This window comes from Kitasatospora sp. NPDC090091, from assembly GCF_044747365.1.
Taxonomy (GTDB): domain Bacteria; phylum Actinomycetota; class Actinomycetes; order Streptomycetales; family Streptomycetaceae; genus Kitasatospora.
The window spans coordinates 186,741-211,725 of sequence record NZ_JBIVDY010000010.1 but is presented as its reverse complement, the minus strand read 5'-3'; the positions used below and the strand labels follow the sequence as shown (position 1 = coordinate 211,725).

General features: G+C 74.6%; 25 protein-coding genes. 15 read left to right on the top strand and 10 right to left on the bottom strand.

Annotation, left to right across the window (positions count from 1 at the left end):
* Positions 1-103 precede the first annotated feature (103 nt).
* A complete protein-coding gene (locus ACIPSC_RS19510; RefSeq protein WP_395298533.1) occupies positions 104-889 on the bottom strand; it encodes a GntR family transcriptional regulator in 786 nt (261 codons plus the stop codon).
* Positions 890-1,196: 307 nt separating this feature from the next.
* On the opposite strand from ACIPSC_RS19510, the gene ACIPSC_RS19505 reads away from it, so the two are divergent.
* The 9 genes from ACIPSC_RS19505 (at position 1,197) to ACIPSC_RS19465 (ending at position 10,779) form a co-directional block, all read left to right on the top strand.
* Positions 1,197-2,369 carry an ABC transporter substrate-binding protein gene (locus ACIPSC_RS19505; RefSeq protein ID WP_400827064.1) on the top strand — a complete coding sequence of 391 codons (1,173 nt, stop codon included), beginning with the start codon at positions 1,197-1,199 and terminating at the stop codon, positions 2,367-2,369.
* A gap of 38 nt (positions 2,370-2,407) precedes the next feature.
* Positions 2,408-3,373: an ABC transporter permease gene (locus ACIPSC_RS19500; protein ID WP_400827063.1), complete on the top strand. Its 966-nt coding sequence runs from the start codon at positions 2,408-2,410 to the stop codon at positions 3,371-3,373.
* Entirely contained in the window at positions 3,361-4,206 is an 846-nt protein-coding gene (locus ACIPSC_RS19495; RefSeq protein ID WP_400827062.1) for an ABC transporter permease, read from the top strand. The genes ACIPSC_RS19500 and ACIPSC_RS19495 overlap by 13 nt, the downstream gene beginning before the upstream one ends.
* A gap of 20 nt (positions 4,207-4,226) precedes the next feature.
* Positions 4,227-5,312 carry an ABC transporter ATP-binding protein gene (locus tag ACIPSC_RS19490; RefSeq protein WP_400827061.1) on the top strand — a complete coding sequence of 362 codons (1,086 nt, stop codon included), beginning with the start codon at positions 4,227-4,229 and terminating at the stop codon, positions 5,310-5,312.
* Between the two features lie 42 nt (positions 5,313-5,354).
* Positions 5,355-6,038: an HAD family hydrolase gene (locus ACIPSC_RS19485; protein ID WP_400827060.1), complete on the top strand. Its 684-nt coding sequence runs from the start codon at positions 5,355-5,357 to the stop codon at positions 6,036-6,038.
* A gap of 7 nt (positions 6,039-6,045) precedes the next feature.
* Positions 6,046-6,366: a multidrug efflux SMR transporter gene (locus ACIPSC_RS19480; RefSeq protein WP_313765969.1), complete on the top strand. Its 321-nt coding sequence runs from the start codon at positions 6,046-6,048 to the stop codon at positions 6,364-6,366.
* Between the two features lie 210 nt (positions 6,367-6,576).
* The gene (locus ACIPSC_RS19475) at positions 6,577-7,998 is read left to right on the top strand and encodes an endonuclease/exonuclease/phosphatase family protein (RefSeq protein WP_400827058.1); all 1,422 of its coding nucleotides are present in this window, start codon (positions 6,577-6,579) and stop codon (positions 7,996-7,998) included.
* 14 nt (positions 7,999-8,012) lie between these two features.
* Positions 8,013-9,962 carry a phosphocholine-specific phospholipase C gene (locus tag ACIPSC_RS19470; RefSeq protein ID WP_400827057.1) on the top strand — a complete coding sequence of 650 codons (1,950 nt, stop codon included), beginning with the start codon at positions 8,013-8,015 and terminating at the stop codon, positions 9,960-9,962.
* 166 nt (positions 9,963-10,128) lie between these two features.
* A complete protein-coding gene (locus ACIPSC_RS19465) occupies positions 10,129-10,779 on the top strand; it encodes an HAD family hydrolase (RefSeq protein ID WP_400827055.1) in 651 nt (216 codons plus the stop codon).
* 40 nt (positions 10,780-10,819) lie between these two features.
* Here the strand turns inward: ACIPSC_RS19465 and ACIPSC_RS19460 are convergent, their stop codons facing one another.
* On the bottom strand, positions 10,820-11,185 hold the full coding sequence (locus ACIPSC_RS19460; protein ID WP_400827054.1) for a VOC family protein: 366 nt from the start codon (positions 11,183-11,185) through the stop codon (positions 10,820-10,822).
* An 85-nt stretch (positions 11,186-11,270) separates the two neighbouring features.
* Here ACIPSC_RS19460 and ACIPSC_RS19455 point away from each other — a divergent pair, with 85 nt between their 5' ends.
* Together ACIPSC_RS19455 and ACIPSC_RS19450 are read left to right on the top strand one after the other, a co-directional pair.
* Positions 11,271-11,780 carry a SigE family RNA polymerase sigma factor gene (locus tag ACIPSC_RS19455; protein WP_400827052.1) on the top strand — a complete coding sequence of 170 codons (510 nt, stop codon included), beginning with the start codon at positions 11,271-11,273 and terminating at the stop codon, positions 11,778-11,780.
* Positions 11,781-11,831: 51 nt separating this feature from the next.
* The gene (locus ACIPSC_RS19450) at positions 11,832-12,653 is read left to right on the top strand and encodes a hypothetical protein (protein WP_400827050.1); all 822 of its coding nucleotides are present in this window, start codon (positions 11,832-11,834) and stop codon (positions 12,651-12,653) included.
* A gap of 42 nt (positions 12,654-12,695) precedes the next feature.
* Here the strand turns inward: ACIPSC_RS19450 and ACIPSC_RS19445 are convergent, their stop codons facing one another.
* The 5 genes from ACIPSC_RS19445 to ACIPSC_RS19425 all read right to left on the bottom strand — a co-directional run bounded on the left by ACIPSC_RS19445 (position 12,696) and on the right by ACIPSC_RS19425 (position 16,688).
* A complete protein-coding gene (locus ACIPSC_RS19445) occupies positions 12,696-13,373 on the bottom strand; it encodes a phosphonatase-like hydrolase (RefSeq protein WP_400827049.1) in 678 nt (225 codons plus the stop codon).
* Positions 13,374-13,385: 12 nt separating this feature from the next.
* The gene (locus ACIPSC_RS19440) at positions 13,386-14,507 is read right to left on the bottom strand and encodes a TIGR03364 family FAD-dependent oxidoreductase (RefSeq protein WP_400827047.1); all 1,122 of its coding nucleotides are present in this window, start codon (positions 14,505-14,507) and stop codon (positions 13,386-13,388) included.
* Between the two features lie 114 nt (positions 14,508-14,621).
* Positions 14,622-15,134, bottom strand: a complete 513-nt coding sequence (locus ACIPSC_RS19435) for a pyridoxamine 5'-phosphate oxidase family protein (protein WP_400827045.1) — start codon at positions 15,132-15,134, stop codon at positions 14,622-14,624.
* 193 nt (positions 15,135-15,327) lie between these two features.
* Complete coding sequence (locus ACIPSC_RS19430; RefSeq protein WP_400827043.1) at positions 15,328-16,020, bottom strand: phosphatase PAP2 family protein; 693 nt, start codon at positions 16,018-16,020, stop codon at positions 15,328-15,330.
* The gene (locus ACIPSC_RS19425; RefSeq protein WP_400827185.1) at positions 16,017-16,688 is read right to left on the bottom strand and encodes a DedA family protein; all 672 of its coding nucleotides are present in this window, start codon (positions 16,686-16,688) and stop codon (positions 16,017-16,019) included. Before ACIPSC_RS19425 ends, ACIPSC_RS19430 begins: the two co-directional genes overlap by 4 nt.
* Before the next feature lie 347 nt (positions 16,689-17,035).
* On the opposite strand from ACIPSC_RS19425, the gene ACIPSC_RS19420 reads away from it, so the two are divergent.
* Complete coding sequence (locus ACIPSC_RS19420) at positions 17,036-18,610, top strand: GAF domain-containing protein (RefSeq protein ID WP_400827042.1); 1,575 nt, start codon at positions 17,036-17,038, stop codon at positions 18,608-18,610.
* On the opposite strand, the gene ACIPSC_RS19415 is transcribed toward ACIPSC_RS19420, so the two are convergent.
* Positions 18,529-19,029 carry an SsgA family sporulation/cell division regulator gene (locus tag ACIPSC_RS19415; protein ID WP_400827041.1) on the bottom strand — a complete coding sequence of 167 codons (501 nt, stop codon included), beginning with the start codon at positions 19,027-19,029 and terminating at the stop codon, positions 18,529-18,531. The two genes, ACIPSC_RS19420 and ACIPSC_RS19415, sit on opposite strands and share 82 nt — an antisense overlap.
* A 423-nt stretch (positions 19,030-19,452) precedes the next feature.
* On the opposite strand from ACIPSC_RS19415, the gene ACIPSC_RS19410 reads away from it, so the two are divergent.
* The 3 genes from ACIPSC_RS19410 to ACIPSC_RS19400 all read left to right on the top strand — a co-directional run bounded on the left by ACIPSC_RS19410 (position 19,453) and on the right by ACIPSC_RS19400 (position 22,984).
* Entirely contained in the window at positions 19,453-20,979 is a 1,527-nt protein-coding gene (locus ACIPSC_RS19410; protein WP_400827039.1) for a hypothetical protein, read from the top strand.
* 150 nt (positions 20,980-21,129) lie between these two features.
* Positions 21,130-22,407, top strand: coding sequence for a TerD family protein (locus ACIPSC_RS19405; protein ID WP_400827184.1), 1,278 nt, complete (start codon positions 21,130-21,132; stop codon positions 22,405-22,407).
* Positions 22,408-22,492: 85 nt separating this feature from the next.
* Positions 22,493-22,984, top strand: a complete 492-nt coding sequence (locus ACIPSC_RS19400) for a GNAT family N-acetyltransferase (RefSeq protein ID WP_400827037.1) — start codon at positions 22,493-22,495, stop codon at positions 22,982-22,984.
* A 70-nt stretch (positions 22,985-23,054) separates the two neighbouring features.
* Here the strand turns inward: ACIPSC_RS19400 and ACIPSC_RS19395 are convergent, their stop codons facing one another.
* A complete protein-coding gene (locus ACIPSC_RS19395; RefSeq protein WP_400827035.1) occupies positions 23,055-23,747 on the bottom strand; it encodes an RraA family protein in 693 nt (230 codons plus the stop codon).
* 189 nt (positions 23,748-23,936) lie between these two features.
* Positions 23,937-24,866, bottom strand: coding sequence for a proline dehydrogenase family protein (locus ACIPSC_RS19390; RefSeq protein WP_400827033.1), 930 nt, complete (start codon positions 24,864-24,866; stop codon positions 23,937-23,939).
* Positions 24,867-24,985 lie beyond the last annotated feature (119 nt).

Here is a 24,985-nt window from a genome sequence, read left to right as displayed (position 1 = left end):
GGCGCCTCCCGCTCCGGCCGCCTGCTCCGTCTTCCCGCTCCGGACTGCCGCTCCGGCCGTCCCGCCGCTCCGGCCGGCTTGGCGCTCCGGCCGCTTCGGCCGGTCAGTCGCCTTCCCGGGCGTGGCGGGAGAGGGCCGAGGTGGCCAGCGAGTTGTGCACGCTGAAGGCCACCGTGCCAGGCAGGTAGCGGTCCTGGGACCACTCCACCGGGGTGCCGGTCGGGTCGGTGGTGCGGCGCCGCTCGCGCAGCAGCGGGCCGCCGCGGCGGCAGCCGAGCAGCCGGGCGTCCTCGGCGTTGGCCGCGACGATGTCGATGGTGTGGTCGGCGTCGGTGAAGAGGATGCCGTGCTCGCGCAGCACCTCGGTGTGCGAGACCACGTCCGGCGGCAGCTGGGCGACGATCTCGCCGACCCGGGGCGGGTAGATCGTCCGCTCGACCATCACCGGCGTGCCGGAGAGGGTGCGCAGACGGACCGTCACGTACACCTCGGAGCCCTGCTCCAGGCGCAGCTGCTCGCGCTCGGCGGCGTCGGCCGGCCGGCGCACCAGCGAGTCGAGGATGCCGCCGGGCTCCTCGCCCATCGAGTACGCCCAGTGCGTGAAGCTGAGCAGCTCGGAGAAGCTCTGCACCCGGGCGGTGCCCAGCACGACCCGGCGGGTGCCGCGGCGGGAGGTGACCAGCCCGTCCGAGCGCAGCACGGCCAGCGCCTGCCGGACGGTGCCGCGCGAGACGCCGTACTGCTCGGCGAGCGCGCCCTCCGCGGGCAGCCGGCCGGCCTCGCCGAACGCGCCGGTGGTGATCGCCTCGCGCAGGTCGGCGGCCACCTTGCGGTACAGCGCGCCGGAGCCGCGCTCCTGAGCGGCGGGGCGTTCGGGCTCCAGTGCCACGTCAGTCAATGTCCCTCCTGGGGCGGTGTCCTGCGCAGCCGTACCGGCGCGGACAGCCCGACCTTATCCCGCTGCGCCCTCGAAGCATCGCACTCGGCCGATCACTCACCGATGGCCTGATTCGACCGTTCCCACAGCCGACCCCGGTTCTGGGCCATCCGTTCACCTTCCCGTCACCGGACTCCGGCGTACTTACCCCCGTCGGACGAAGTTGGCTAGTCAACTCGGGATCTTCCGAACCGGCCTCCCCCGACCTCCAAGCCTCGAACTCCCCCTCGCAGTACGCCCCCGATCAGGAGACTGACCCGTGACCGTGCACCGTGCCCGCGCCGCCGCCTTCGCGGCCGTACTGACCGCCGCCGCACTCTCCCTCACCGCCTGCGGCTCCGCCGGTTCGTCCAGCGCGAAGTCGGGCGACGCCGCCAAGGCCGGCGCCAAGGACGCCAAGGAGGCGACCTCGGCCGCCGACTTCGGCGGGATGGACGCCCTGGTCGCCGCGGCCAAGAAGGAGGGCAAGCTGCACGTCATCACGCTGCCCAAGGACTGGGCCAACTACGGCAAGATCATGGACTCGTTCAAGGCCAAGTACGGCATCGAGATCGAGGACGAGAACCCGGACGGTTCCAGCCAGGACGAGATCAACGCGATCACCTCCCGCAAGGGCCAGGACCGCGCCCCCGACGTGGTCGACCTCGGCTCGGCCTTCGCCGTCCAGGCGGTCAAGGACGGCCTGCTCGCCCCCTACAAGGTCGCCACCTTCGACAAGGTCCCGGACACCATGAAGGACCCGAGCGGCGCCCGCGTCAACGACTACGGCGGCTACATCTCCATCGGCTGCGACGCCAAGAAGATCCCCAACTGCCCGAAGACCTTCGCCGACCTGCTCAAGCCCGAGTACAAGGGCCAGGTCGCCCTCAACGGCAACCCGACCAAGTCCGGCTCCGCCTTCGGCGGCGTCTACGCGGCCGCGCTCGCCAACGGCGGCTCGCTGGACAACATCCAGCCCGGCATCGACTTCTTCGGCAAGCTGAAGAGCTCGGGCAACTTCAACCCGGTCGAGTCCACCCCGGCCACCATCGAGAAGGGCGAGACCCCGATCTCGATCGACTGGTCCTACCTGAACGCCGGCTACACCGACGAGTTCAAGGACAAGGGCGTCGACTGGAAGGTCTCCGTCCCCGGCGACGGCAGCTACGCCCAGTTCTACAACCAGGGCATCAACAAGTGGGCCCCGCACCCGGCGGCCGCCCGCCTGTGGCAGGAGTACCTGTTCAGCGCCGAGGGCCAGAACCTCTTCCTGGGCGGCTACGCCACCCCGGCCACCTTCGACGCCCTGAAGAAGGACGGCACCCTCGACGCCGCGGCCGCCGCCAAGCTGCCGACCGTCGAGAAGCCGTTCACCACCTTCCCGACCCAGGACCAGATCACCGCGGCCAAGAAGGTCGTCACCGAGAACTGGACCAAGGCGATCGCTGGCTGACGATCCGTCAGCAACACTCGAACGGGCTGATCCCACACATGACCACGGCTCCCACCCCGGTGCCGACCACCCCCGCCGCCACCGACACCGGTGGCGGCGCGGGGGCGTCCGCCACCGCCACGACGACCACCCCCACCTCCCGCCGGCGCCCCCGCCGGCGCCTCGGCGGCGCCTCCTGGCTCGCCACCGTGCCGCTCTTCCTCTTCTTCGTGATCGGCTTCGGCCTGCCGGCCGTCGCGATCGTGATCGGCGCCTTCACCACCTCCACCGACGCGGAGGGCGGCGGCGGCCAGTTCACCCTCGACAACGTCACCGCGTCCGTCCAGGGCGCGTACTGGACGGCGATGGTCAGCAGCCTCAAGCTCTCCGCGCTGACCGCGCTGCTCGCCACCGTGATCGGCCTGCCGATCGCCCAGGCCGTGGTGACCTCCCGGCACACCTGGCTGCGCCAGGCCATGCTGACCGCCTCCGGCGTGCTCGCCAACTTCGGCGGCCTGCCGCTCGCCTTCGCGTTCGTCGCCACCCTCGGCAACGCCGGCGAGGTCACCAAGCTGCTGCACCTCACCGACCACGGCTGGACGCTCTACTCGTTCACCGGTCTGACGATCGTCTACCTGTACTTCCTGATCCCGCTGATGGTGCTCACCATCACCCCGGCCCTGGACGGCCTGCGGGTCCAGTGGCGCGAGGCCGCCCACAACAACCGGGCCACCACCGTGCAGTACTGGCGCCACGTCGCGCTGCCGATCCTGCTGCCCTCGCTGCTCGGCGGCTTCGTCCTGCTCTTCGGCAGCGCCTTCGCCGCGTACGCCACCGCCGCCGCCATGGTCGGCGCGACCGTCCCGCTGGTCAGCCGCTCGATCGCGGACGCGCTCTCCGGCAACGTCCTGGTCGGCCAGGGCAACCTCGCCCTCGCCCTCAGCCTCAACATGATCGTGGTGGCCGTCCTGGTGATGGCCGTCTACCTCCCCCTCCAGCGCCGGAGCGCCCGATGGCTCAGCTGACCCCCGCCCGCACCACGCCCCCGCGCCGCAAGGTGCGCTGGTGGCGCGGCGCCGTCCTGCTGCTCACCGGGATCTACTTCATCGTGCCGCTGGCCGCCGCCGGGTACTTCTCGATCGACGATCCGAAGGGCTTCTCCTTCGAGGCCTACACCGGCCTGCTGAGCGCCGAGGGCTTCCTGGACAGCCTCTGGCTCACCCTCGGCCTGGCCGTCGTCACCGTCGTGGTGCTGCTGCTCCTGCTGGTGCCGGCCCTGGTCGCGGTCCGGCTCGGCTCGCCCCGGCTGCGCCCGGTGATCGACGTGCTCTGCACCCTGCCGCTGGTCGTCCCGCCGGTCGCGCTGACCGCCGGCCTGATCGGCGTGCTCCGCTGGGGCCCGGACTACCTGATGGACACGCCGTTCTTCCAGACCTTCGTGTTCATCCAGGACCCGGACTTCCCGCTGGTCCTGGTCATCGCCTACGTGCTGATGTCGCTCCCGCTCGCCTACCGGGCGATCGACGCCGGTCTGCGCGCCGTGGACGTCCGCACCCTGGTCGAGGCCGCCCGCAACTGCGGCGCGTCCTGGCCGCGCGCGGTGTTCACCGTCGTGCTGCCCAACCTGCGCGGCGCGCTGCTGAACGCGTCCTTCCTGACGCTGGCGCTGGTGCTCGGCGAGTTCACCGCCGCCTCCATCCTCGGCTACCAGCCCTTCCCGGTGTGGATCTACTCGGTCGGCAACAGCCAGGCCCACATGTCGGTGGCGGTCTCCATCCTGAGCCTGCTGATCACCTGGCTGCTGCTGCTCCTGCTGGCCACCGTCGGCCGCGAGCGCGGCACCAAGACCACCTCCTGAAACCCCCGGAGTTGCCCCCCATGACCACGGTTACCGCCCCCGTCGCCGGCGTCCCCCTCGCTCCCGGCGGTGCGACCGTCGAGTTCCGCTCGCTGCGCCGCACCTTCGGCGCCACCACCGCGCTGGACGGCCTCGACCTGACCGTCCACCCGGGCGAGCTGCTCGCCCTGCTCGGCCCCTCCGGCTGCGGCAAGACCACCGCGCTGCGCATCCTCGCCGGCTTCGAGCAGCACGACTCGGGCCAGGTCCTGGTCGACGGCAAGGACATCACCGCGATCCCCGCGCACAAGCGCGACGCCGGCATGGTGTTCCAGTCCTACAGCCTCTTCCCGCACCTGACCGCCGCCGACAACGTCGCCTTCGGCATGCGGATGCGCGGCACCGCCAAGGCCGAGCGCCGCCGGCGCGCCCAGGAGCTGCTGGAGCTGGTCGGCCTGCCGCAGCACGCCGACCGGTACCCGCACCAGATGTCCGGCGGCCAGCAGCAGCGCATCGCGCTCGCCCGGGCGCTGGCCCTCAAGCCGCGCGTGCTGCTGCTGGACGAGCCGCTCTCCGCGCTGGACGCCAAGGTGCGGCTCTCGCTGCGCGAGGAGATCCGCCGCCTGCAGCAGGAGCTCGGGATCACCACCCTGTTCGTCACCCACGACCAGGAGGAGGCGCTGTCGATGGCCGACCGGGTCGCGGTGCTGCGCGCCGGCCGGCTGGAGCAGTGCGCCACCCCGTCCGAGCTGTACGCCCGCCCGGCGACCGCCTTCGTCGCCGAGTTCGTCGGCACCATGAGCCGGATCCCGTGCGTGCGCAGCGGGGACGGCGTCGAGGTGCTCGGCCGCCGCCACGCGGTGGACGGCGAGGTGCCCGCCGACGGCTCCCTGGAGGTGCTCGTCCGGCCCGAGAACGTCTCGCTCGCCCCGAACGAGCACGGCCGGGCGCTGGTGGTCGGCGCGTCCTTCCTGGGCGCCGTGACCCGGCTGACCGTCCGGCTCGACGACGGCACCGAGGTCAAGGCCGACCTGCCGACCGAGGCCGCCGCCGCGCTGCCGATCGGATCGCGCGCCGCTCTGGCGCTGCCGGAGCGCCCGGTCCTGGTGGACCGCCGTACCGTCTGATCCGCCGCTTTCGCCTCCTGACGATCCACCGAAGGTACCGCCATGCCTGATTCCGCCGTTCCCGCCCTGCCCGCCGCCGTCCTCTTCGACATGGACGGCACCCTGGTCGACACCGAGCACCTCTGGTGGCAGGCCGCCGCCGAGCTCGCGGACGAGCTGCACCGCCCGCTCACCGAGTCCGACGCACCCGAGGTGCTCGGCCAGGCCGTCGAGCACACCGCCGCGCACCTGCACCGGGTCAGCGGCACCGCGCTCAGCGAGGCCGAGCTCGCCGCCCGGCTCGGCGACTCCTTCGCCGGCAAGGTCGCCGCCGAGACCGTCCCCCGGCCGGGGGCGCTCGCCCTGCTGGCCGAGCTGCGGGACGCCCGGGTGCCCACCGCCCTGGTCTCCGCCTCGCCCCGCCGGGTGGTCGACATGGTGTTGGGCACCATCGGCCGCGACTGGTTCGCGGTCACCCTCGCCGCCGAGGACACCCCGCGCACCAAGCCCGCCCCGGACCCGTACCTCGCCGCCGCCGAGCGCCTCGGCCTCGACCCGGCCGCGTGCGTCGCCGTCGAGGACACCCCGACCGGCGTGGCCTCCGCCACCGCGGCGGGGTGCGCGGTGCTCGCCGTGCCGTCGAGCGACGTGGCGATCCCGGACGGGTCCCGGATCACCCTGCTGGACAGCCTGGAGCGGGCCGATCTCGCCCTCCTCGGAAAGATCAGCACCGCGCCCGGCGTTTGATTCTCCTATGCCCTACGTACTCCTCTCCCTGGCGATCCTCAGCGAGGTCTGCGCCACCAGCTGCCTGAAGCTGACCGAAGGCTTCAGCCGGTTCTGGCCGAGCGTGGGCGTGGCCATCGGCTACGTCCTCTCCTTCGTGCTGCTCGGCCGGGCCCTGAAGCACATACCGGTCTCGGTCGCGTACGCGGTGTGGTCGGGTGCCGGCACGGCCGCGGTGGCCGGCATCGGCGTGGTCGCCTTCGGCGAGTCGCTGGGCCGGCTGCAGTGGCTGGGCATAGCCCTGGTGATCGTCGGAGTGGTGGTGCTCAATCTGAGGGGCAGCCACTGACGAACGGGCGGGGGCCCGGCGGTGACGACACCGCCGGGCCCCGCCCGTTCGTCAACGACCAAGACTCAATGGTGAGTTGTCCACCTTCCCTACAACCGGTCATGCCGCGTTCACGCGCAGTACGCCGTCCTTCGGGTCAATGGGCGTCCAGTTGTCCAGCCAACTCGGCGCCGCTCCCCCGCCGGGCCCCATCCGACCCGAAGGACCTCCGTGGCCACAGGCAGCACCCTCACCCTCGCCTCGCCCACCAGCCCCACCGAGGGCGACAAGCTCACCTTCCACTGGACCACCGACGCCCCCGACACCAGGAACTGGGTCGGCATCTACGACGGGACCCGCCGGCCCGGCAACGGCGCCTCGCTGCTCTGGAAGTACACCGCGGGCGGCTCCGGCGACGTCCAGCTCGACACCTCGGCGCTGACCGGCGGCCCGTACACCGCCTACCTGCTGGCCAAGGACGGCTACGGGATCCTCGCGCAGACGACGCCCTTCAGCTTCAGGCCCAAGCCCGCGCCGGTCCGCCCGCACCTGGCCGTGGACGCGCTCACCGCCACCGCCGTCGCCCCGGGCGCGCCGGTCTCCGTCCGGCTCGGCGGACTCTGGTGCCGCGCCGCCGGCACGCCGGCCTTCCGCAAGGTCTCCGGACCGGCCTGGCTCTCGGTGGCCGCCGACGGCACGGTCACCGGCACGGCGCCCGCGAGCGCCGGTGAGGTCCAGCTGCTGGTCGGCGTCAAGGACACCGGTGGCGCCGCCGACGCCCTCACGCTCACCGTCCCCGTGGCCGACCCGGCCACCGCACCGCGGCTCAAGGCCGCCGCCTGGAACCTCGCCAACGCGGGCGCCGCCTTCACCGACGGGCTGGAGAAGCAGCTGCGGGTGATCCTCACCCAGGGCCTGGACGTGCTCGCGCTCCAGGAGACCGCCGGCTCCGCCGCCCAGACGCTGGCCACCGCGCTCGGCTGGTACGCCTACCAGAGCGCCGGCAGCGTCGGCATCCTCAGCCGCTACCCGCTCGCCTCGGTCACCGCGCCCACCGCCTCGCTGCCCGCCGCCGGGGCCACCCTGCAGCTGCCCGGCGGCCGCACCGTCCGGTTCTGGGCCGCCCACCTCGACGAGTCCGGCTACGGCCCGTACGCCGTCCAGGACGGCCAGAGCGCCGCCCAGGTGACGGCCGCCGAGAACGCCTCCGTCCGCCTCCAGCAGGCCAAGGCGCTGGCCGCCGCGGTCCAGGCCGACGCGGCGGGCGGCCGCGCCGTCGTGCTCGGCGCCGACCTCGCCTCGCCCTCGCACCTCGACTGGACGGCCGCCACCGCCCCCGCCCACAGCGGGGTCGGCCCGCTCGCCTGGCCGGTCACCACCGCTCTCCAGGGCGCCGGGCTGACCGACAGCTTCCGCGCCGCCCATCCGGACCCGGCAGCCTCCCCCGGCGTCACCTGGTCGCCGACCCGCAAACAGCGCGCCGCCGGCAAGCCCGAGCCGCAGGACCGGATCGCGGCCGTGCACTCCACCGGCCCGCTCACCCTGGTCGAGGCCCACACGCTCGCCACCGGCTGGCCACAGCCCGAGCCGAGCGCCGCCGGCAACGGCTGGCCCTCGGACTGCGCCGCCGCCATCGCCACCTTCCAGCTCTGAGAGGCCAGCCCGCGATGTCCGAACTCTCCCGCCGCACCTTCGTCGGCGCCACCGCGGCCGCCGGCGCCGCCGCCCTCACCGGCCTGCCCACCGCGGCCGCCTCGGCCGCCACCGCCTCCGGCAGCATCGCCGACGTCAAGCACGTCGTCGTCCTCATGCAGGAGAACCGCAGCTTCGACCACTACTTCGGCACGCTGAACGGCGTCCGCGGCTTCGCCGACAAGCAGGCGCTGCAGTTCCCCGACGGCACCGACGTGTTCCGCCAGCCCGACGCCGGGCGCAGCGACGGCGGCGTCATGCTGCCGTACCGGATGGACACCTCGAAGTACAACGCGCAGAACGCCGGCGGCCTCGCCCACGACTGGGCCACCGGTCACCAGGCGATCAACAACGGCGCAATGAACAAGTGGATCGCCGCCAAGGGCGAGCGCACCATGGGGTACTTCACCCGCGCCGACATCCCGTACCAGTACGCGCTGGCCGACGCCTTCACCCTCTGCGACGCCTACTTCTGCTCCCTCGCCGGCCCGACCGACCCGAACCGGCTCTACCTGTGGACCGGCACCGCCGGCCCCGGCCGGGACGGCACCACCGGCCCCTGGATCGACAACACGCCCGTCACCGACAACCCGGTCGCCGACTGGACCACCTACGCCGAACGCCTCCAGGCCGCCGGCGTCTCCTGGCGGGTCTACCACAACCCCAGCAAGGACGACCGGACCGGCGACTACGACGACAACGCGTTGTCCTACTTCAAGCAGTTCCACAACTTCCCCGCCACCGACCCGCGGTACATCAACGCGATGACCAAGTTCGACCTCACCGCGTTCGACCAGCACTGCAAGGACGGCACCCTGCCGACCGTCTCCTGGCTGGTCGCGCCCTACCTGTTCTGCGAACACCCCAGCGCCAGCCCGGACTACGGCGCGCACTGGGTCAACACGGCGCTGCAGTCGCTGATGTCCAACCCGGCGGTCTGGCAGCACACCGTGTTCCTGGTCATGTACGACGAGAACGACGGCTACTTCGACCACATGGTCCCGCCCACCCCCGAGCCGGGCACCCCGGAGGAGTTCACCCAGGGCCGCGCCATCGGCCTGGGCAACCGCGTCCCGCTCTGGGTCGCCTCCCCGTGGTCGCGCGGCGGCTGGGTCAACTCCCAGGTCTTCGACCACACCTCCGTGCTCCGCTTCATGGAGCAGGTCACCGGCGTGGCCGAGCCCAACATCTCGGCCTGGCGCCGGGCCGTCTGCGGCGACCTCACCAGCTGCTTCGACTTCACCGCACCTGACTACTCGATCCCGCAACTCCCGGACACCGTCGCACTGATGGCCAAGGCCGACGCCGGTGCCAAGCTGCCGGGCGTGGCCCTGCCGGCGGTCGGCACCCAGTCCATGCCGGTGCCGGAGCCCGGCCCGCGCCCGCACCGACGGCTGCCCTACCGGCCGTGGGCGGACGTCACCGTCGACCGGTCCACCGGCCTGGTCACCTGCACCATGGGCAACAGCGGCACGGCGGCCTTCCCGTTCACCGTCTACCCGAACATCGTGTACGCCTTCGCCGGCACGCCCTACACGGTGGCCCCCGGCGCCACCAGCACCCACACCTGGGACGCCGCGGCCACCGACGGCCGCTACGACTTCACCGTGCACGGCCCGGACGGCTTCGTCCGCCGCTTCGCGGGCAGCGTCGTCCGCGCCGAACAGGACGACATCGCGGTGCCGGTCGTGACCGCCGCCCCCGGCGCCACCGCCCTGACCTTCACCCTCACCAACGCCGGGAAGGTCCCGATCACCTTCACCCTCACCCCGAACGACTACGCGGGCACCGTCCAGACCGTCCGGGTCCAGCCCGGCGGCTCGGCCACCGCCGGCCACCCCCTCGACCAGTCCCGCTACGACGTCACCGTCACCGCCCCGACCGGCACCCGCTTCGCCCAGCGCTACGCCGGCACCCTGCACTGACCCGGCGCCGCGCCGCGGCACCCCTCCGGAGTGGGAAGTCGGCCCGTCCGACTTCCCACTCCGACTTCCCACTCCGGGTTGCCGCTCCGGGTTGCCGCTCCGGGTTGCCGCTCCGGGTTGCGTGAACGTGCCCCGTCGGCTCGCCGTCCGCCCGTAGGCTGCCGGAATGATCAAGCCGATAGAACTCGTCGTCTTCGACTGCGACGGCGTCCTGGTCGACAGCGAGCGCATCGCGGCCCGTGTCCAGGTCGCCCTGGGCGCCGAACTGGGCTGGCCGCTCACCGAGGCGGAGGTGGTCGAGCGGTTCATCGGGCGGTCCCACGCCGCCATCGGGGAGCATGTCGCCGAGCGGCTCGGCCCGGAGACCGCCGCCGTCTGGTCGAAGCGCTTCGAGGAACTGCACGCCGAGGCCGTGGACGCCGGCCTCACCCCGGTCGACGGCCTCCCCGAGGCGCTGGCCGCGATCACCCTGCCGACCTGCGTGGCCTCCAGCGGCTCGCACGAGAAGATGCGTCACACCCTCGGCCGCACCGGCCTGTACGACCACTTCGCCGGCCGCATCTTCAGCTCCACCGAGGTCGCCCGCGGCAAGCCGGCCCCGGACCTCTTCCTGCACGCCGCCCGGCAGTTGGGCGTCGACCCGGCGGCCTGCGCGGTGGTCGAGGACAGCCGGCCCGGTGTCGAGGCGGCCCGCGCCGCCGGCATGCGCGCCTTCGGCTACGCCGGCGGCCTCACCCCGGCCGAGCGGCTGGCGGGCGCGGGGGCCACCGTCTTCCACGACATGCGCGACCTGCCGGCCCTGCTCGCCGCCGGCTGAGCCCGCCGCCGGACCGGCGGCGGGCCCGGCCGGCGCGCCGTCAGGCCACCAGCGAGCGCTTCGGATCCAGCACGCAGAATTCGTTCCCCTCGGGGTCCGCCAGCACCGTCCACGGCGCGTCGGCCGGCTGCCCGACGTCCACCCGGACGGCGCCGAGCGCCTCCAGCCGGGCCACCTCGACCGCGCGGTCCCCCGGCGCGAGGTCGAGGTGGAGCCGGTTCTTCCCGGCCTTCTCCTCGGGGACCGGGACGAACACCAGGCCCGGCCAGGCGTCCTCGTCGGCCCCGACCACCACCTCGTCCGGATCCTCCAGCAGCACCCGCCAGCCCAGCGCCTCCGCCCAGAAGCGGGCCAGCGCGGACGGATCGCGCGAGTCGACGACGATCTGGTACAGGCGCACGGTCATGAAGTGAATCGTACGAGCGGGCTGTAACGCGCAGGCCCTCCGAGCGCGTGTCTGGGGTGACGTTCGTTCGAGAGGGGATCACACGGTGGGGGAAACGCCCGCGGACTTCCTGGAGTTCGCCCATGCCCGTAGCGACCAGCTGTTCCGCACGGCGTGCCTGCTCACCGGCGACCGGTACCTGGCCGAGGACCTGGTCCAGGAGACCCTCGCCAAGATGTACCGGTCCTGGCGCCGGATCGACCGCACCGAGTCGCCGATCGCCTACGCGCACACCGTGCTGGTCCGCACCTTCGTCTCGTACCGGCGCCGGCGCAGCGCCCACGAGCGCCCGGTCGACTTCCTCCCCGAGAGCGCTCCCGCCGCCCCCTCCGGCGATCCGGACCTCCGGCTGACGCTGCTGGACGGCCTGGCCCGGCTCGCGCCCAAGGACCGCGCGGTGCTGGTGCTGCGCTACTGGGAGGACCGGCCGGTCGAGGAGACCGCCCGGATGCTCCACCTCAGCGCGGGCACCGTCCGCACCCGCAGCCTGCGGGCCCTGCAGAAGCTGCGTGCCGTCCTCGGCGACGGCCTGCTCGCCGACCTCGAACGGATCTGATCGGGCCCGCAGGCCCGGCACCCACACTCCACCCGAACGGAGACCCGCACCGTGACTCCCGATCAGACTCCCCCGGCCTCCGCCGACGAGCGCCTGCACGCGGCGCTGCGGCAGGCCTCTCGGCACTTCGCACCGCACTCGCCCGATCTCGTCCTCCGCGCGGCCGCGCGCGGCCGGCGGCTGCGTCTGGTCCGCCGGGTCCAGCTCGGCGCGGCCGCCGCCGCGGTGGCCGGTGTCTCGGTCCTCGGGGCGGTGCAGCTCTCCCCGCAGACGGCCGCACCGGCGGCGCCGGCCGGACCGGTCGCCTCCGCGACGGGCACGGCGAGCAACGCTCCCGCCCCGACGGGCACGGCCGCCGGAACGACGTCGCCCACCGCGTCGGCACCGGCGGACCTGCCGACCGGCGGACCGCGGTCCGGGCCGATCGCCGACCAGCTGGCCGCGTTCCTGCCGCCCGGCCCGGTGAGCCGGGCCACCAGCCACGGCAGCTTCACCGACGGCCGCGTGACGGAGTCCGCGGACGGCAACCCGGCCGGCGGTTCACTGGTCTACGACGACGGCAGTGGCGCGGTGACCATCGACGTCCTGCTGCTGGACGCCAAGTCCGACGCCGGTACCGGCAACCCGAGCCAGCTCTTCCACGACGTGCTCCCGGACGGCACCGTCGTGGCCGGGGAGAAGACCCTGCTGCCGAGCGGGTACCAGCTGTGGCAGGTCTCGTCGGTGCGCCCGGACGGCCGCTACGTCGCGGTGTCCGAGGTCAACACCGACCAGCGTCTGAGTGCGACCCCGATCCGCCCGACCCGCGCCGAACCCCCGCTGAGCCTGGACCGGTTGAAGGCCATCGCACTCAGCCCGCACTGGCGGCGGTAGCCGGGCGGGCGCGGCCGGTCGCCGCGCCCGCCCGGTGGGGGGTCAGCCCGCCAGCAGGGCCGGCAGCTCGGCGACGGACGCCAGCACGTGGGTGGCGCCGTCCGCCCGCAGCCGCTCCTCGCCGTGGGCGCCGGTCAGCACACCGGCCACCACCGCGGCGCCGGACCGGGTGCCGGTCAGCATGTCGTAGCCGGTGTCCCCGGCGACGGCGATCTGCCGGACGGAGTCGGTGGCCGTCCGCAGCAGGGCGGTGAGGGCGAGGTCCGGGTACGGGCGGCCGCGGCCGGCCTCGGCCGGGCAGAGCGTGAGGTCGGCGATCGACTCCCAGCCGAGCGCGGTGAGGATGCGGTCCTGGGTGGACCGGGAGAAGCCGGTGGTCAGGACCACCTTGCGGCCCTGGCCACGGAGTTCGGCGATCGCCTCGGCCGCACCCGGGAGGGCGGCGCAGTGGCCGGCGTCGACCAGGTCGTGGTACGCGGCCTCGAAGGCGGCGTTGGCCGTCCGGGCCTTCTCCTCCTCGCCGAACAGGTGCCGGAAGACGGAGATCTTGGACTCGCCCATGGTGGCGCGGACGTGCTCCAGCATGCGCGCGTGCTCGGGGCTGCCGGCCTCGACGCCGAGCTTGCCGGCGGCGGCCTGGAAGGCCTGCTCGACCAGGCCGTCGTCGGCGACGGTGGTGCCGGCCATGTCGAGTACGACCAGGCGGATATCAAGCGACATGTGCGGTGTTCCTTACAGGTTGGCGAGGTCGGCGGTGGTCTCGGCGATGGCCGGCGAGCAGGTCATGCCGCGGCCGCCCGGGCCGGTGACCAGCCAGACGCCGTCGCGCACGCGCTCGCGGTGGACGACCCGGGTGGTGTCGACGCACTGCGCGTACACGCCGGCCCAGCGGCGGCGGATCCGGGGCAGCGGGCGGCCGAGCAGCTCCTCGGCCACGCCGACCAGGTGGTCGTACGGGTCCTCGACCACGTCGAAGCCGAACGGCTGGTCGTACTCGTGGGTGTCGCCGATGGTCAGGCCGCCGTCGCGGCGCTGGACCATGAGCAGCTGCATCTTGTGCTCGGCGGCGACCGGCGGCTGCGGCTGGGCGGCCTTGAGCCGCTCCAGCGCGCTGCCGGCGAAGGCGGGGTAGTAGCGGAAGCTGTCGCCGTCGGCGACCGAGGTGGTGAGGTCCTCGCCCAGCGGGTCGGTCTGCATCATCTGCAGCCGCACCTTGCGGACGGGCAGGGCGGGCGCCAGCTCGCGGACCAGGCCACCCAGCCAGGCACCGGTGCAGAGCACGACCAGGTCACCGGTGTGGACGTCGCCGTGGTCGTCGCGGACGGCGTTCTCCCCGATCACGTCGCGGACCTCGCGCCCGGGCAGGAAGGTGTAGCGGCCGCCGGCCTCCAGCGCGGCGCGCAGTGCGGGCTGGGCGGTGCGCGGCTCGACGGCGGCGTCCCGCTCGCACCACAGGGCGCCGAGCAGCTCGCCGCGCAGGGCCGGGTTGGCGGCGCGGGCCTCGTCGGCGTCGAGCAGCTTGTAGCCGCGCGCGGCGGCGTCCGGCAGCGTCAGCGCCTGCTCGGCGACGGCGAGTTCGGCCTCGGTGCGGATCGCGGTGAGCGAGCCGTTGGCCCGGAAGCCGAGGTCGGGCACCCGCGCGCCGATCCGCTCCCAGAGCTCGCGGGCGCGCAGCGCGGTGTCCAGCTCCTCGCCCGCGGCGCGGCCGCTGACCCAGACCAGACCGAAGTTGCGCACGGAGGCGCCGCGCGCCTCGGCCTCGCGCTCCAGGTGGACGACCTCGTGGCCGCGCTCGACGGCCTGCCAGGCGTGCATGGTGCCGAGCACGCCTGCTCCTACGACGATGACTCTCATGCGGCCAGGCTGATGCGGCGAGGTGGACGAGGGGAGTCCAAATCCGGTCCCGGAGGTGAACCGGTCGAAAAGTTGTACAGACAACCCGAGCGGATGGCCGGCCGGCGCCGGCGGTCAGCGGACGACGGTGGCCCGCAGGTAGTTGCGCCGGCCGAAGTTGGGCTCGTCCACCGCCGTCAGCTCCTCCACCTGGAACCGGTACAGCGCCGCCGCACCCGCGTTGGCCAGGTACTGCCGACGCACCTCCGGGTCCTGCCCGAAGGACGGGAACCGCCCCTGGTACGCCGCGAACGCGGCCTCCGCCGGCCGCCCCCACGCCTCGCCCGCGCTCCCGGTCAGCTGTATCCCGCGCAGCTGCTCGCCGAAGACCGGCGGCGGCAGGAAGACGGTGGCCGCCGCCCGGGCCTCCTCGGCGAGGTGGTGGCTGTGCCGGGTGGCGCGCTCGCTGACGAAGTACAGGACGAGGTCGTCGTCGTACGCGAAGAAGGCAAGGTTGGCGTGCGGGCCGTGCTCGTGCCCGGAAGTGGCGAGGGTGAGCACCATGGCCTCGGCCAGCAGGCCCTCCACGCCCTTGCGCAGCTCCCCGGCCGGCCAGTCCCCCTGCGTGATGTCGAGTCGGTACGGCAATTGGCACATCCCTCCGCTGGCACGGCCGGGCGCCGTCGCGCCCCGCGCACGACTGAGCCGGGCGGACGCCCCGGTTCCCCAGGGGCCTCGCGCCCGGCTCACATGCTCTCCCCGCCGCCCCGGCCGCACAAGGGCCTTACGCCACGGCCCGATCGACAGGGGCCAGGACCCGGTCCGGCCTGATCGACAGGCCCTAACGCCGCTGCGACTCCAGCGGGACGCCGCCCGGTGCGGGCGCGGCGGCGCCGGCGCCGAGGAACGGCCGCAGCGCCCCGCCGCGCGCCCGGTCGACCAGCGGTGCGGCCCACCCGGCGGCCAGCGCGAGCGGGACGGCCACCAGCACGCCGACCACCGCACCGACCAGGACGTCGTGCGGGTAGTGCACGCCGACCCAGACCCGGGAGGCGCCCATCAGCACGGCGGCGACGGCGGCGATCGCGCCCAGCCGCCGGTCCGCGCACCAGAGCGCGGCCGCGGCGGCGACGGCGACCACCGTGTGGTTGCTCGGGAACGACCAGTCGCCCATACCCGGGCAGGCCTCCAGCGTGCCGCGCACCCCCAGCTGGGCGCAGGGGCGGACCTCCTCCACGACGCCCTTGAACACCGAGTTCACGGCGTAGGCCGCGACCACGATCAGCGGCGAGGCCAGTACCCGGGCCATCGCGGCCGGGCCGGCGCCGCGCGCCCGCCACCAGGCCACGGCCATCAGGACGGCGAACAGGCCGAGGCCGAGCGCGGACCAGGTCCGGACCAGCTCGTCCAACCAGTACGGTGCGGCGTCCGCCCACCCGACCACCCGGTGGTAGAGGCCGCCGTCGATGCCGCTGCCGTCGTACACGGCGAGGGCGCGAACGGGCGCCGCCGCGGGCGCCACCGGCACCGTCACCGGGGGTCACCGCCACCACGGCGGGACTTCCGGGCGCGGAACACTTCGAGAACAATCGGAATCACGGAGACAACTACTACCAGACCGACGATCGGTAGCAGATAACGGTCGATATTGGGTACGGACGAGCCGAGGGCGTACCCGGCCAGCACCAGGCCGACCACCCAGACCGAACCGCCGAGCACCTGCCAGAAGGTGAAGGGGCGGACCGGGACCTCCAGCACTCCGCAGAGCGGGTTCAGCACGGTGCGGACCACCGGGATGAACCGGGCGAGCACGATCGCCTTGCCGGGCCCGTACCGGTCCAGCAGCCCCTCCGCCCGCTGCACGCCCTCCTCCAGGCTCTTCCGCTTACTGCGGCGCAGCAGCGCCCGCCCGCCCCGCCGGCCGATCAGGTAGCCCACCTGGGCGCCGGCCAGCGCGCCGGCCAGGGCCGCCGGGATCACCTGGTACAGCTCCAGCTGCGGCCCCTCGGTCGCACCCGGGACGCAGAGCAGCCCGGCGGTGAAGAGCAGCGAGTCACCCGGCAGGAAGAAGCCGATCAGCAGACCGGTCTCGGCGAAGAGCACCACGGCGATGCCGAGTGCGCCGAACGCGGTGAGCAGTGAGGAGGCGTCCAGCGGGTCCACCGCGAGGGCGGCGACGGCCGGACCGGCGGGTGACGGGATCAAGGCTGGCGGACCTCCGTGCGGTGACGGGCGGCGGCACGGCGGCGGACGCCCTCGCCCGCCTCCGGGGCGGCGGACGATCCACTCGAATCTAGGGCCTTTGCGGTCGATCCGGGCGCAATCGCCGCGGGTCCTCCGCCGCGGCGCGAGTCCTCCGCCGCGGCGCGGGGGCGGCCGTCCGGGGCCCCGGAGCCGACGGCCCGTCATTCCGCGTTGGCATGTCCACTCTCATGGCCTCACCCGTGCCGACTTGGCGGACCCGACCCGCGGGAGCGCACGCCACCCGTACGCTTTCGTCAGCGCGTCGGCCCCGGCGCGCCCTCGGACGGCGGCGAGGAGCAAACCGAGTGCGGCAGACCGGACGGCAGACCCGACGACCCGAGCGCCGATCCCCGCAGCCGGCGGCGGAGCTGGCCAAGGTCCACGACCGCACCCTCGCCGAAGCCGCCGCCCGCGACCTCGCCCGGGAGGGCGCGCCGTCCGACGGCGACCGGCCGTTCCTGAAGCCCCGCCCCGAGATCGGCGACTCCTGGGCCCGCCTGCGCCGCCTCGGCCTCGACCCGGACGCCGGCGCCGCCGCCGTCCACCTGGGCCCCGCCGAGGTCGAGCACCGCCGCCGGGCCAGCGGCCTCGACCCGCTGCTGCCGGTGCTGCGCGACACCCTGCTCGACCAGGCCGGCGGCGTCCCGCTGATCCTCGCCATCGCGGACGCCGAGGGCCACGTGCTGTGGCAGGAGGGCGAACGGGGGCTGCGGCGCAGCGCCGACCGGATCGGCTTCCTCACCGGCGCCCGCTGGGTCGAGGAGACCGTCGGCACCAACGGCATCGCCGCGGCCCTGCGCGCCCGGCGGCCGATGCAGGTCCACTCCGCCGAGCACTACCTGCGCAGCCACCACTCCTGGACCTGCGTCGCCGCCCCCGTCCACGACCCGGGCACCGGCCGGCTGGTCGGCGCGATCAACCTCAGCGGCCCGGCCCACACCGTCCAGCCCTACCTGCTGCAGCTCACCGCCACCGCCGCCCGGCTCGCCGAGACCGAGCTGCGCGCCCGCCGCCTGGAGTCGCTGCACCAGCTGCGCACACTGGCCGCCCCGCTGCTGGCCCGGGTGAACGGCCCGGCGCTGGTGGTGGACGCCGCGGGCTGGACGGCCGCGGCGGCCGGGCTGCCGCCGCCCACCCGGCTGCGCCTGCCCTCCGAGGGCTGGAACTCGGCCGCCGTGCACTGGCTGCCCAGCCTGGGCGAGTGCGCGATCGAGCCGCTGGCCGACGGCTGGCTGATCCGCCCGGTCCACCGGCCCGAGAACGGCCGGCCGGGCGACGCCGGCGCGGCCGTGGCCGAGCAGGCCCAGGGCGCCCGGCTCCGCGTCGACCTGCGCCGCCCGGAGCGCCCCGAGCTGTCGGTGCACGGCGTGGCCGGCAGCTGGTCGCACGCGCTGAGCCCGCGCCACGCCGAGCTGCTCCTGCTGCTCGCCGTCGAGCGCGACGGGCGCAGCGCGGCCCAGCTCGCCGACGCGCTGTTCGGCGACCCGGGGCGAACGGTGACGGTGCGGGCCGAACTGTCGCGGCTGCGGCGCCACCTCGGCGGGCTGCTGGCCCACCGGCCCTACCGGTTCGCCGACTCGGTGCTGGTCACGGTGCTGGGGCCGGAGGATCCGTACGACCTGCTGCCGGCCTCCTCGGCCCCGGCCGTGCGCCGGCTGCGGGCCGGCCTGGCCGCCGGGACGGTCCGGCTCCCGGGCCTGAACGGCGTCCAGCCGCCGGCCTCGGCCGTCCCGCCGGGCGCCGTGCCCGTTCCGGCGCCGCGCGGCCCCGGGAGCGCCGGGGCGCCGCCGACCCGCCGTCAGCCGCCGGCGAGCAGCGCGGACAGCTGGGCGTCGGTCGGGCCGCAGGCCTGCTCGGCCTCCTCGGAGACCAGCGCGTAGGTCCGGTCCAGCCAGGCCTGCACCCGGGGTTTGGAGACCTCCAACAGGGCGCTGCCGTGGGGCGATTCCAGCGCCAGGTGCAACGTCGAGCCGTGGCACGGGCAGTACGCCGGCCACAGCTTGACGTCGCCCTGGCCGCTCAGGGAGCGCAGTCCGTCGCGCAGCAGGTCGCGCGAGAACACCCAGTCGGCCTCGTCCGGCCGGCCGACGTGGAACGTCAGCAGCACCTCGTACGGGCGCTCGGCGTCGAACCGGAACCGGGTGCGAACCTCGCCGACGACCTCCTCGCCCAGCGATATCCGCAGCGTGAGCACCTCCTCCACCGCCGCCGGAGCGGCGGTGGAGCCTGCCTCATCGCCGCCCGTGGGGGTGGCGGCGAGAGGGGCACTGGAGGGTGCGGGCAGCGGGTCGGGCGGCATGACGGTCTCTCCGGGAACGGCGTGGGATGCCCTCAGCCTGCGCTACCGGGCGCCGAACCGGCAAGGGTTGCAAGGGGGTTGCAACCACCCCCGGCACCGGCCGGAGCACCCCCGGCGGCCTTGTCGGACGGACCGTCAACTTCCGCTACTCGAAAGGATGTCCACGGATCGGATTGGTTCCGTCCGGGGGCTGGCCGCCCGCCCGGCCCCCGCTGGTACGCTCGTCCCCCTGCCGGCGCCGGCCCGCGTGCGTCCACCGGCGCGCCCGCGTGCGCGCCCGGGGACCGTCGCGGCCGGATCCAGGGGTGACCGGGGCACACCCCCGGGGCCCGGGGCGGTGATTCGGGACCGACGGTGGCCGCATGGGAGAATACGGCGACCGCAACGGCGACTTCGGGGGACTTCGGGGAGGGGAGGGGTCCGGTGGCTGTGCGCGAGGACACCGGGCAGGGGGCGCCGTTCGGGCATGAGCGGCAGCGCGAGCGCCGCGGCCGGCACGGCCGGCCCAAGCCCTTCGGCGGCCGGCTCCGGTTGCCCACCCTGCGCTTCTCGGGTGCCGCGATGGCGATGTCCACCGTGGTCGGGATCAGCATCGCCACCACCTTCCTGCTCAACGAGCAGCAGGGCATCGGCCGCCGCGCCGGGGTGTCCCGGGTCGGCTCGACGCCGCCGCCCACGCCGGACACCGGCGACGGGGTGGACGACGCCTCCGCCGCCGCACCGCGCGACCGGACCGCGCCGCCGGCCGGCCGCCCCGGGGTCCGTCCGGCGGAGGAGCCCTCGCCGACCGCCGCCGTCGCGCACCCGCCGGCCTCCGGCGGGCCCGCGCCGCAGCCCTCGGCCCCGGCCACGTCCCTGCCGCTCGCCGAGGGCGGCCGCGCCGCCCGGGCCGATGCGGGCCGGGGCTCCGGCCCGTCGGCCGAGGCGCTCGGGGCCGTCCCGGACGGCCGCGCGACCGCGACCGGCGGTACGGCCGCGCCGGGCGCGCCGGCCACCGGTCCGACGGCCACCGATCCGGCGACCGCGGGCCCGTCCGGGACGCCCTCGGCCTCGCCGTCCGCCTCGCAGTCCGGCTCCCCGCAGCCGGCGACGCAGCAGCCGGCCTCACCGCGGCCGCTCCTCCCGGGCACCGGCGCGCCCGGGCCGCAGCTCCCCGAGATCCTCACCACCGGGTCGGGCCAGGACGACCGGCCGACCGACGGCGCACCCGTCCCGGGCAAGGCCACCGGCCCCGGCAAAGCCACCGGAACCGACAAGGGCACCGGCGCCGGTACCACCGGCGGTCCCACCGAGGACGAGGCCGCCGACCTGGCGCTCACCGGTACCGCCGTCGTCCAGCCGCTCGGCCGCGACGGCAGCCACCACCTGCTCACCCTCACCGTCACCGAGCCGGTCACCGCGCTGCAGGCCGAGTTCCGCCTCTCCCCCGGCGAGCTGGCGCCCGGCAGCGGCACCGCGTGGACCGACCTCCCCGGCGCCGTGGCCACCGTCCAGCAGGAGCGCGGCACGCTGGTCTACCGCTTCACCACCCCGCCCGGCACCGACGTCCGGCCCGGGCGGTACGGCTTCGGGGTCCGGGGCGTCCGCCTGCTGCCCGCCGCCGAGCCCCTGCCGGCCGCCTCGCTGCCGGCCACCGCGCCGCTGCCCACCGCCGCCGTCCCGGGCCGCCCCGGCACCGGCATCGTCGGCCCCACCGGCCCCACGGGCACCGGTGGCCCCACGGGAATCGCCGGCCCGAGCGCCGCGAGCCGCCCCGGGGCAGGCCTGGCAGCCCCCACCGGGCCCACCGGCCCGAGCGCCGCCACCGGCGCGGCCGCGCCGGCCGGGGCACCGCGCACGGCTGCCGCCACGAAGGCCCCCGCGGTCGAGAGCTGGAACGCCGCCGCCTTCGCCATCGACCACCCGCGGGCCGTCGCCGCGCTCGGCACCTTCACCGCCGCGCCGCGCTGACCGCCCGTCCGACAGCCCGACAGGTCACCGGCCCGCTCGGGCTCTTCCGAGCAGGCCCGTTCGTTACTGTGGGTACCACTCGGCACGGCACCCCCGAGGCGGGATCGATGCCGTGCCACCGCATCCGAGGAGGAGTTCGTGTCCACGGTCCTGACCCAAGGCGGCAACGCCCCGCTGACCGCCGCGCGGGTGACCGTCGAGGTCACCGCGCCCAAGGCGCTGGACGTCTCCGGCCTGTTGCTGACCGACGCCGGTAAGGTCCGCTCGGACGCCGACTTCGTCTTCTACAACGCCCCGAACGGCCCCGGCGTCACCCACCGCCCGGCCGCCGCCGGCACCCCGGACGCCATCACCATCGACACCGCCGCCGTCCCGGCCGGCATCACCAAGATCGTGGTGACCGCCAGCCCCGACGAGGCGGGCGCCACCTTCGCCGGCATGGAGCCGACCGCCACCGTCCGCGACGCCGACTCCGGCCAGGTGCTGGTGACCTTCACCCCGCCGCCGCTCAGCCGCGAGACCGCGCTGATCGTGGTCGAGGTCTACCAGCGCAACGGCGCCTGGAAGGTGCGCGCGGTCGGCCAGGGCTACGCCGACGGGCTGGCCGGCATCGCCACCGACTTCGGCGTCAGCGTCGACGACGCGCCCGCCCCCGCGGCCGCCGCCCCGGTGGCGCCCCCGGTCGCCGCCCCCGTCGCGCCCCCGGTCGCCCCGCCCGCGCCACCGGCCCCGCCCGTGGCCCCGCAGGCACCCCCGGCCCCGCCCGCCGCGCCGGTCGACCCGCGCGTCGCGATGGCCGCCGGCGGCCAGGTGCCGCCCGCCCCGCCGGCCGAGCCCGCCCCCTCCCTCACCAAGGTCACCCTGGACAAGGGCCGGGTCAGCCTCACCAAGGGCGGCTCGGTATCACTGGAGAAGAACGGCAAGCCCTTCCTCTCCTCGGTCCGGATGGGCCTGGGCTGGGAGCCCGCCGGCCGCGGCCGCAACATCGACCTGGACGCCTCCTGCATCGCCTTCGACGCCCAGCGCCAGAAGCTGGACACCGCCTGGTTCATGAAGCTGGGCATCTTCAACGGCGCCGTCGCCCACTCCGGCGACAACCTCACCGGCGAGGGCGGCGGTGACGACGAGTCGATCACCGTCCACCTGAACGGCCTGCCGCCCGAGGTCTGCGGGCTGGTCTTCGTGGTGAACTCCTTCTCCGGCCAGAAGTTCACCGAGGTCAAGAACGCCTACTGCCGCCTGGTGGACGCCGGTTCGGGCCAGGAGCTGGTCCGCTTCGACCTCACCTCCTCCGAGCCGCACACCGGTGTGGTGATGTGCAAGCTGGTCCGCCAGTACTCGGGCGAGTGGGTGATGACCGCGATCGGCGAGTACGTCGACGCCAAGACCGCGCGCGCCATGGTCCAGCCCGCCGCGTCGATGCTCTGACGCCCCGTCGGTGGTGCCCGGGCAGCGCCCCGGGCACCACCGCAAACCGGTGGCACCCGATCCGCCCCGCTGGCATCCTGTCCTCATGCTGATCAGGGAAGCGACCGCCGAGGACTGGCCGGCCATCTGGCCGTTCTTCCACACCATCGTCGCCGCCGGCGAGACCTTCACCTTCCCGCTCGACCTCGACGCCGAGCAGGGCCGGGGCTGGTGGCTCCTCGACGCCCCGAACCGCACGGTGGTCGCCGTCGACGAGACGACCGGCGCGGTGCTCGGCAGCGCCAAGATGAACCGCAACCACCAGGGCAACGGCTCGCACATCGCCAGCGCCAGCTACATGGTCGACCCGGCGCACTCCGGCCGCGGCGTCGGCCGGGCCCTGGCCGAGTACACCCTCGACTGGGCGCGCGAGTCCGGCTACCGGGCGATGCAGTTCAACGCGGTGGTCGCCGCCAACGAGCGGGCCGTGCAGCTCTACCGGTCGCTGGGCTTCGACATCATCGGCACCCTCCCCGAGGGGTTCCGCCACCCCGGGCTGGGCTACGTCGGCCTGCACATCATGCACCGCGCGCTCTGAGCCCTGCGCCGGCGCCCGATGCCGAGGCCCGAGTCCGGGGCTCTGAGCCCGGAGCCGGAGCCCGAGCCGGCTACTCCTCGATCGCGCCGCCGACCCGCCGCAGGTGCTGCCGGAAGCTGTAGGACGGATCGGCGGCGCGCCGCGCCAGGTACTCGTCGAAGGCCGTCTGCCGGCGCAGCGTGTCGCCCGAGCGGATCCGGTCGGCCTGCGCGCGCTCGGTGCGCGCGATCCCGGCGGCCGTCTCCAGCAGCTCGTCCACCTGGTCGCCCGGCACGAACAGCACGCCGTCGGCGTCCCCGAACACCGCGTCCCCGGCACTCACCAGGTGCGGCCCGAAGCGCGCGGTGACCAGCGCCTCCGGCTCCCGCTCGTCGAGCCGCAGCGGGCCGAGCGGCAGCGACCCGTAGCTGAACACCGGCAGCCCGATCTCCACCAGCTCCGGGGTGTCCCGGTGCAGGCCCCACACCACCACCCCGGCCACCCCGGCGGCCCGCGCCTCCAGCACCGCGAGGTCGCCGACGCAGGCCTCGTCCGTGCGCCCGTCGTTGTCGATCACCAGCACGTCGCCCGGCCCGGCCGCGCCGTACGCCTCCAGGAAGACGTCCACGCTCCCGTAGTGCCGTACCGGCAGCGCCCGCCCGGCGATCCGGCTCCCGGCGGCGACCGGCGCGATCCCGGCCGGCGCGGGGCGCGGCTCCACGCCCAGCCGCACACAGGCGTCCGCCAGCAGCGGCGTCGACAACTCGGCGAATCTCTTCTGCACGCCAACTCCTCCCGCTACGAGGCCGGTTGACCGGCCTGCGGCGATCCTATGCCGCCTCCGCCGCCCGGGCGAGCACGCGGAACGGCCCGCACCCCCCTTCCACAAGGGGTGCGGGCCGTCCGGGTACAGCGGCACTGCGGTCGGGCAGCACCGCCGCCGAGCGGTCCTGCGGGGCGGCGGGGCGGCGGGTCAGCCGCGGGTGGCCATCGCGCGCAGGAAGAAGGTGAGGTTGGCCGGGCGCTCGGCGAGGCGGCGCATGAAGTATCCGTACCACTCCTGGCCGTAGGGCAGGTACACGCGCATGGTGTTGCCCTCGCCGGCGAGGCGCAGCTGCTCCTCGGGGCGGATGCCGTACAGCATCTGGTACTCGAAGGAGTCGCGCTTGCGGCCGTTCCACTCGGCCAGCTGGCCGGCGATCTTGATCATGTGCGGGTCGTGCGAGGCGATCATCGGGTAGCCCTCGCCGGCCATCAGGATCTTCAGCGCCCGGACGTACGCGAGGTCGACCTCGTGCTTGCCCTGGAAGGCCACCGACTCGGGCTCCTTGTAGGCGCCCTTGCACAGGCGCACCCGGGAGCCGGCGCCGGCGAACTCGCGGCAGTCGGCCTCGGTGCGGCGCAGGTAGGCCTGGAGGACGACGCCCAGCCAGGGGAAGTCGGCCCGCAGCTCGCGCGCGATGGAGAGGGTGGAGTCGGTGGTGGTGTGGTCCTCCATGTCGAGGGTCACCGTGGTGCCGGCGGCGGCAGCAGCCTCGCAGATCCGGCGGGCGTTCTCCAGGGCGATCTTCTCGCCGTCCACCGGCAGGAACTGGCCGACCGCGGACAGCTTCACCGAGACCTCGGCGCCGGCCGCGAGGCCGGTGTCCTTCAGCGCGGCGAGCAGGTGCTCGTACGCCTCGGCGGTGGCCGCGGCCTGGGTGGCGTCCTGGGTGTCCTCGCCGAGGTGGTCCAGGGTGACCGTGCGGCCGGTGGCGACGAGGTCGTCGCAGGCGGTGACCGCGTCGTCGAGCTTCTCGCCGGCGACGAAGCGCTCGACTATGGCGTGGGTCGGCGGGAACTTCTCGACCACGGTGCGGACCTGCGACGAACGCGAGGCCGCGAGGAGGGCGGAACGGAGCATCGTGACTCCTGGGGCTGGTGCTTCCAAGGGTGGCAGAAGGGCCGGGGCGGCGGCTCGGGGGTTGGTCCGCCGCCCCGGCGGACGGCGCCCGGCTGCGGGGCCGGGCGCCGATGGGCGGA

Coding starts and splice junctions, on each gene's coding strand:
- ACIPSC_RS19445 (WP_400827049.1), bottom strand. CDS start 13,373: ATGTCGCTTGATATCCGCCTGGTCGTACTCGACATGGCCGGCACCACC.
- ACIPSC_RS19480 (WP_313765969.1), top strand. CDS start 6,046: ATGCCCTACGTACTCCTCTCCCTGGCGATCCTCAGCGAGGTCTGCGCC.
- ACIPSC_RS19495 (WP_400827062.1), top strand. CDS start 3,361: ATGGCTCAGCTGACCCCCGCCCGCACCACGCCCCCGCGCCGCAAGGTG.
- ACIPSC_RS19470 (WP_400827057.1), top strand. CDS start 8,013: ATGTCCGAACTCTCCCGCCGCACCTTCGTCGGCGCCACCGCGGCCGCC.
- ACIPSC_RS19415 (WP_400827041.1), bottom strand. CDS start 19,029: ATGCCGCCCGACCCGCTGCCCGCACCCTCCAGTGCCCCTCTCGCCGCC.
- ACIPSC_RS19490 (WP_400827061.1), top strand. CDS start 4,227: ATGACCACGGTTACCGCCCCCGTCGCCGGCGTCCCCCTCGCTCCCGGC.
- ACIPSC_RS19500 (WP_400827063.1), top strand. CDS start 2,408: ATGACCACGGCTCCCACCCCGGTGCCGACCACCCCCGCCGCCACCGAC.
- ACIPSC_RS19485 (WP_400827060.1), top strand. CDS start 5,355: ATGCCTGATTCCGCCGTTCCCGCCCTGCCCGCCGCCGTCCTCTTCGAC.
- ACIPSC_RS19390 (WP_400827033.1), bottom strand. CDS start 24,866: ATGCTCCGTTCCGCCCTCCTCGCGGCCTCGCGTTCGTCGCAGGTCCGC.
- ACIPSC_RS19400 (WP_400827037.1), top strand. CDS start 22,493: ATGCTGATCAGGGAAGCGACCGCCGAGGACTGGCCGGCCATCTGGCCG.
- ACIPSC_RS19440 (WP_400827047.1), bottom strand. CDS start 14,507: ATGAGAGTCATCGTCGTAGGAGCAGGCGTGCTCGGCACCATGCACGCC.
- ACIPSC_RS19460 (WP_400827054.1), bottom strand. CDS start 11,185: ATGACCGTGCGCCTGTACCAGATCGTCGTCGACTCGCGCGATCCGTCC.
- ACIPSC_RS19465 (WP_400827055.1), top strand. CDS start 10,129: ATGATCAAGCCGATAGAACTCGTCGTCTTCGACTGCGACGGCGTCCTG.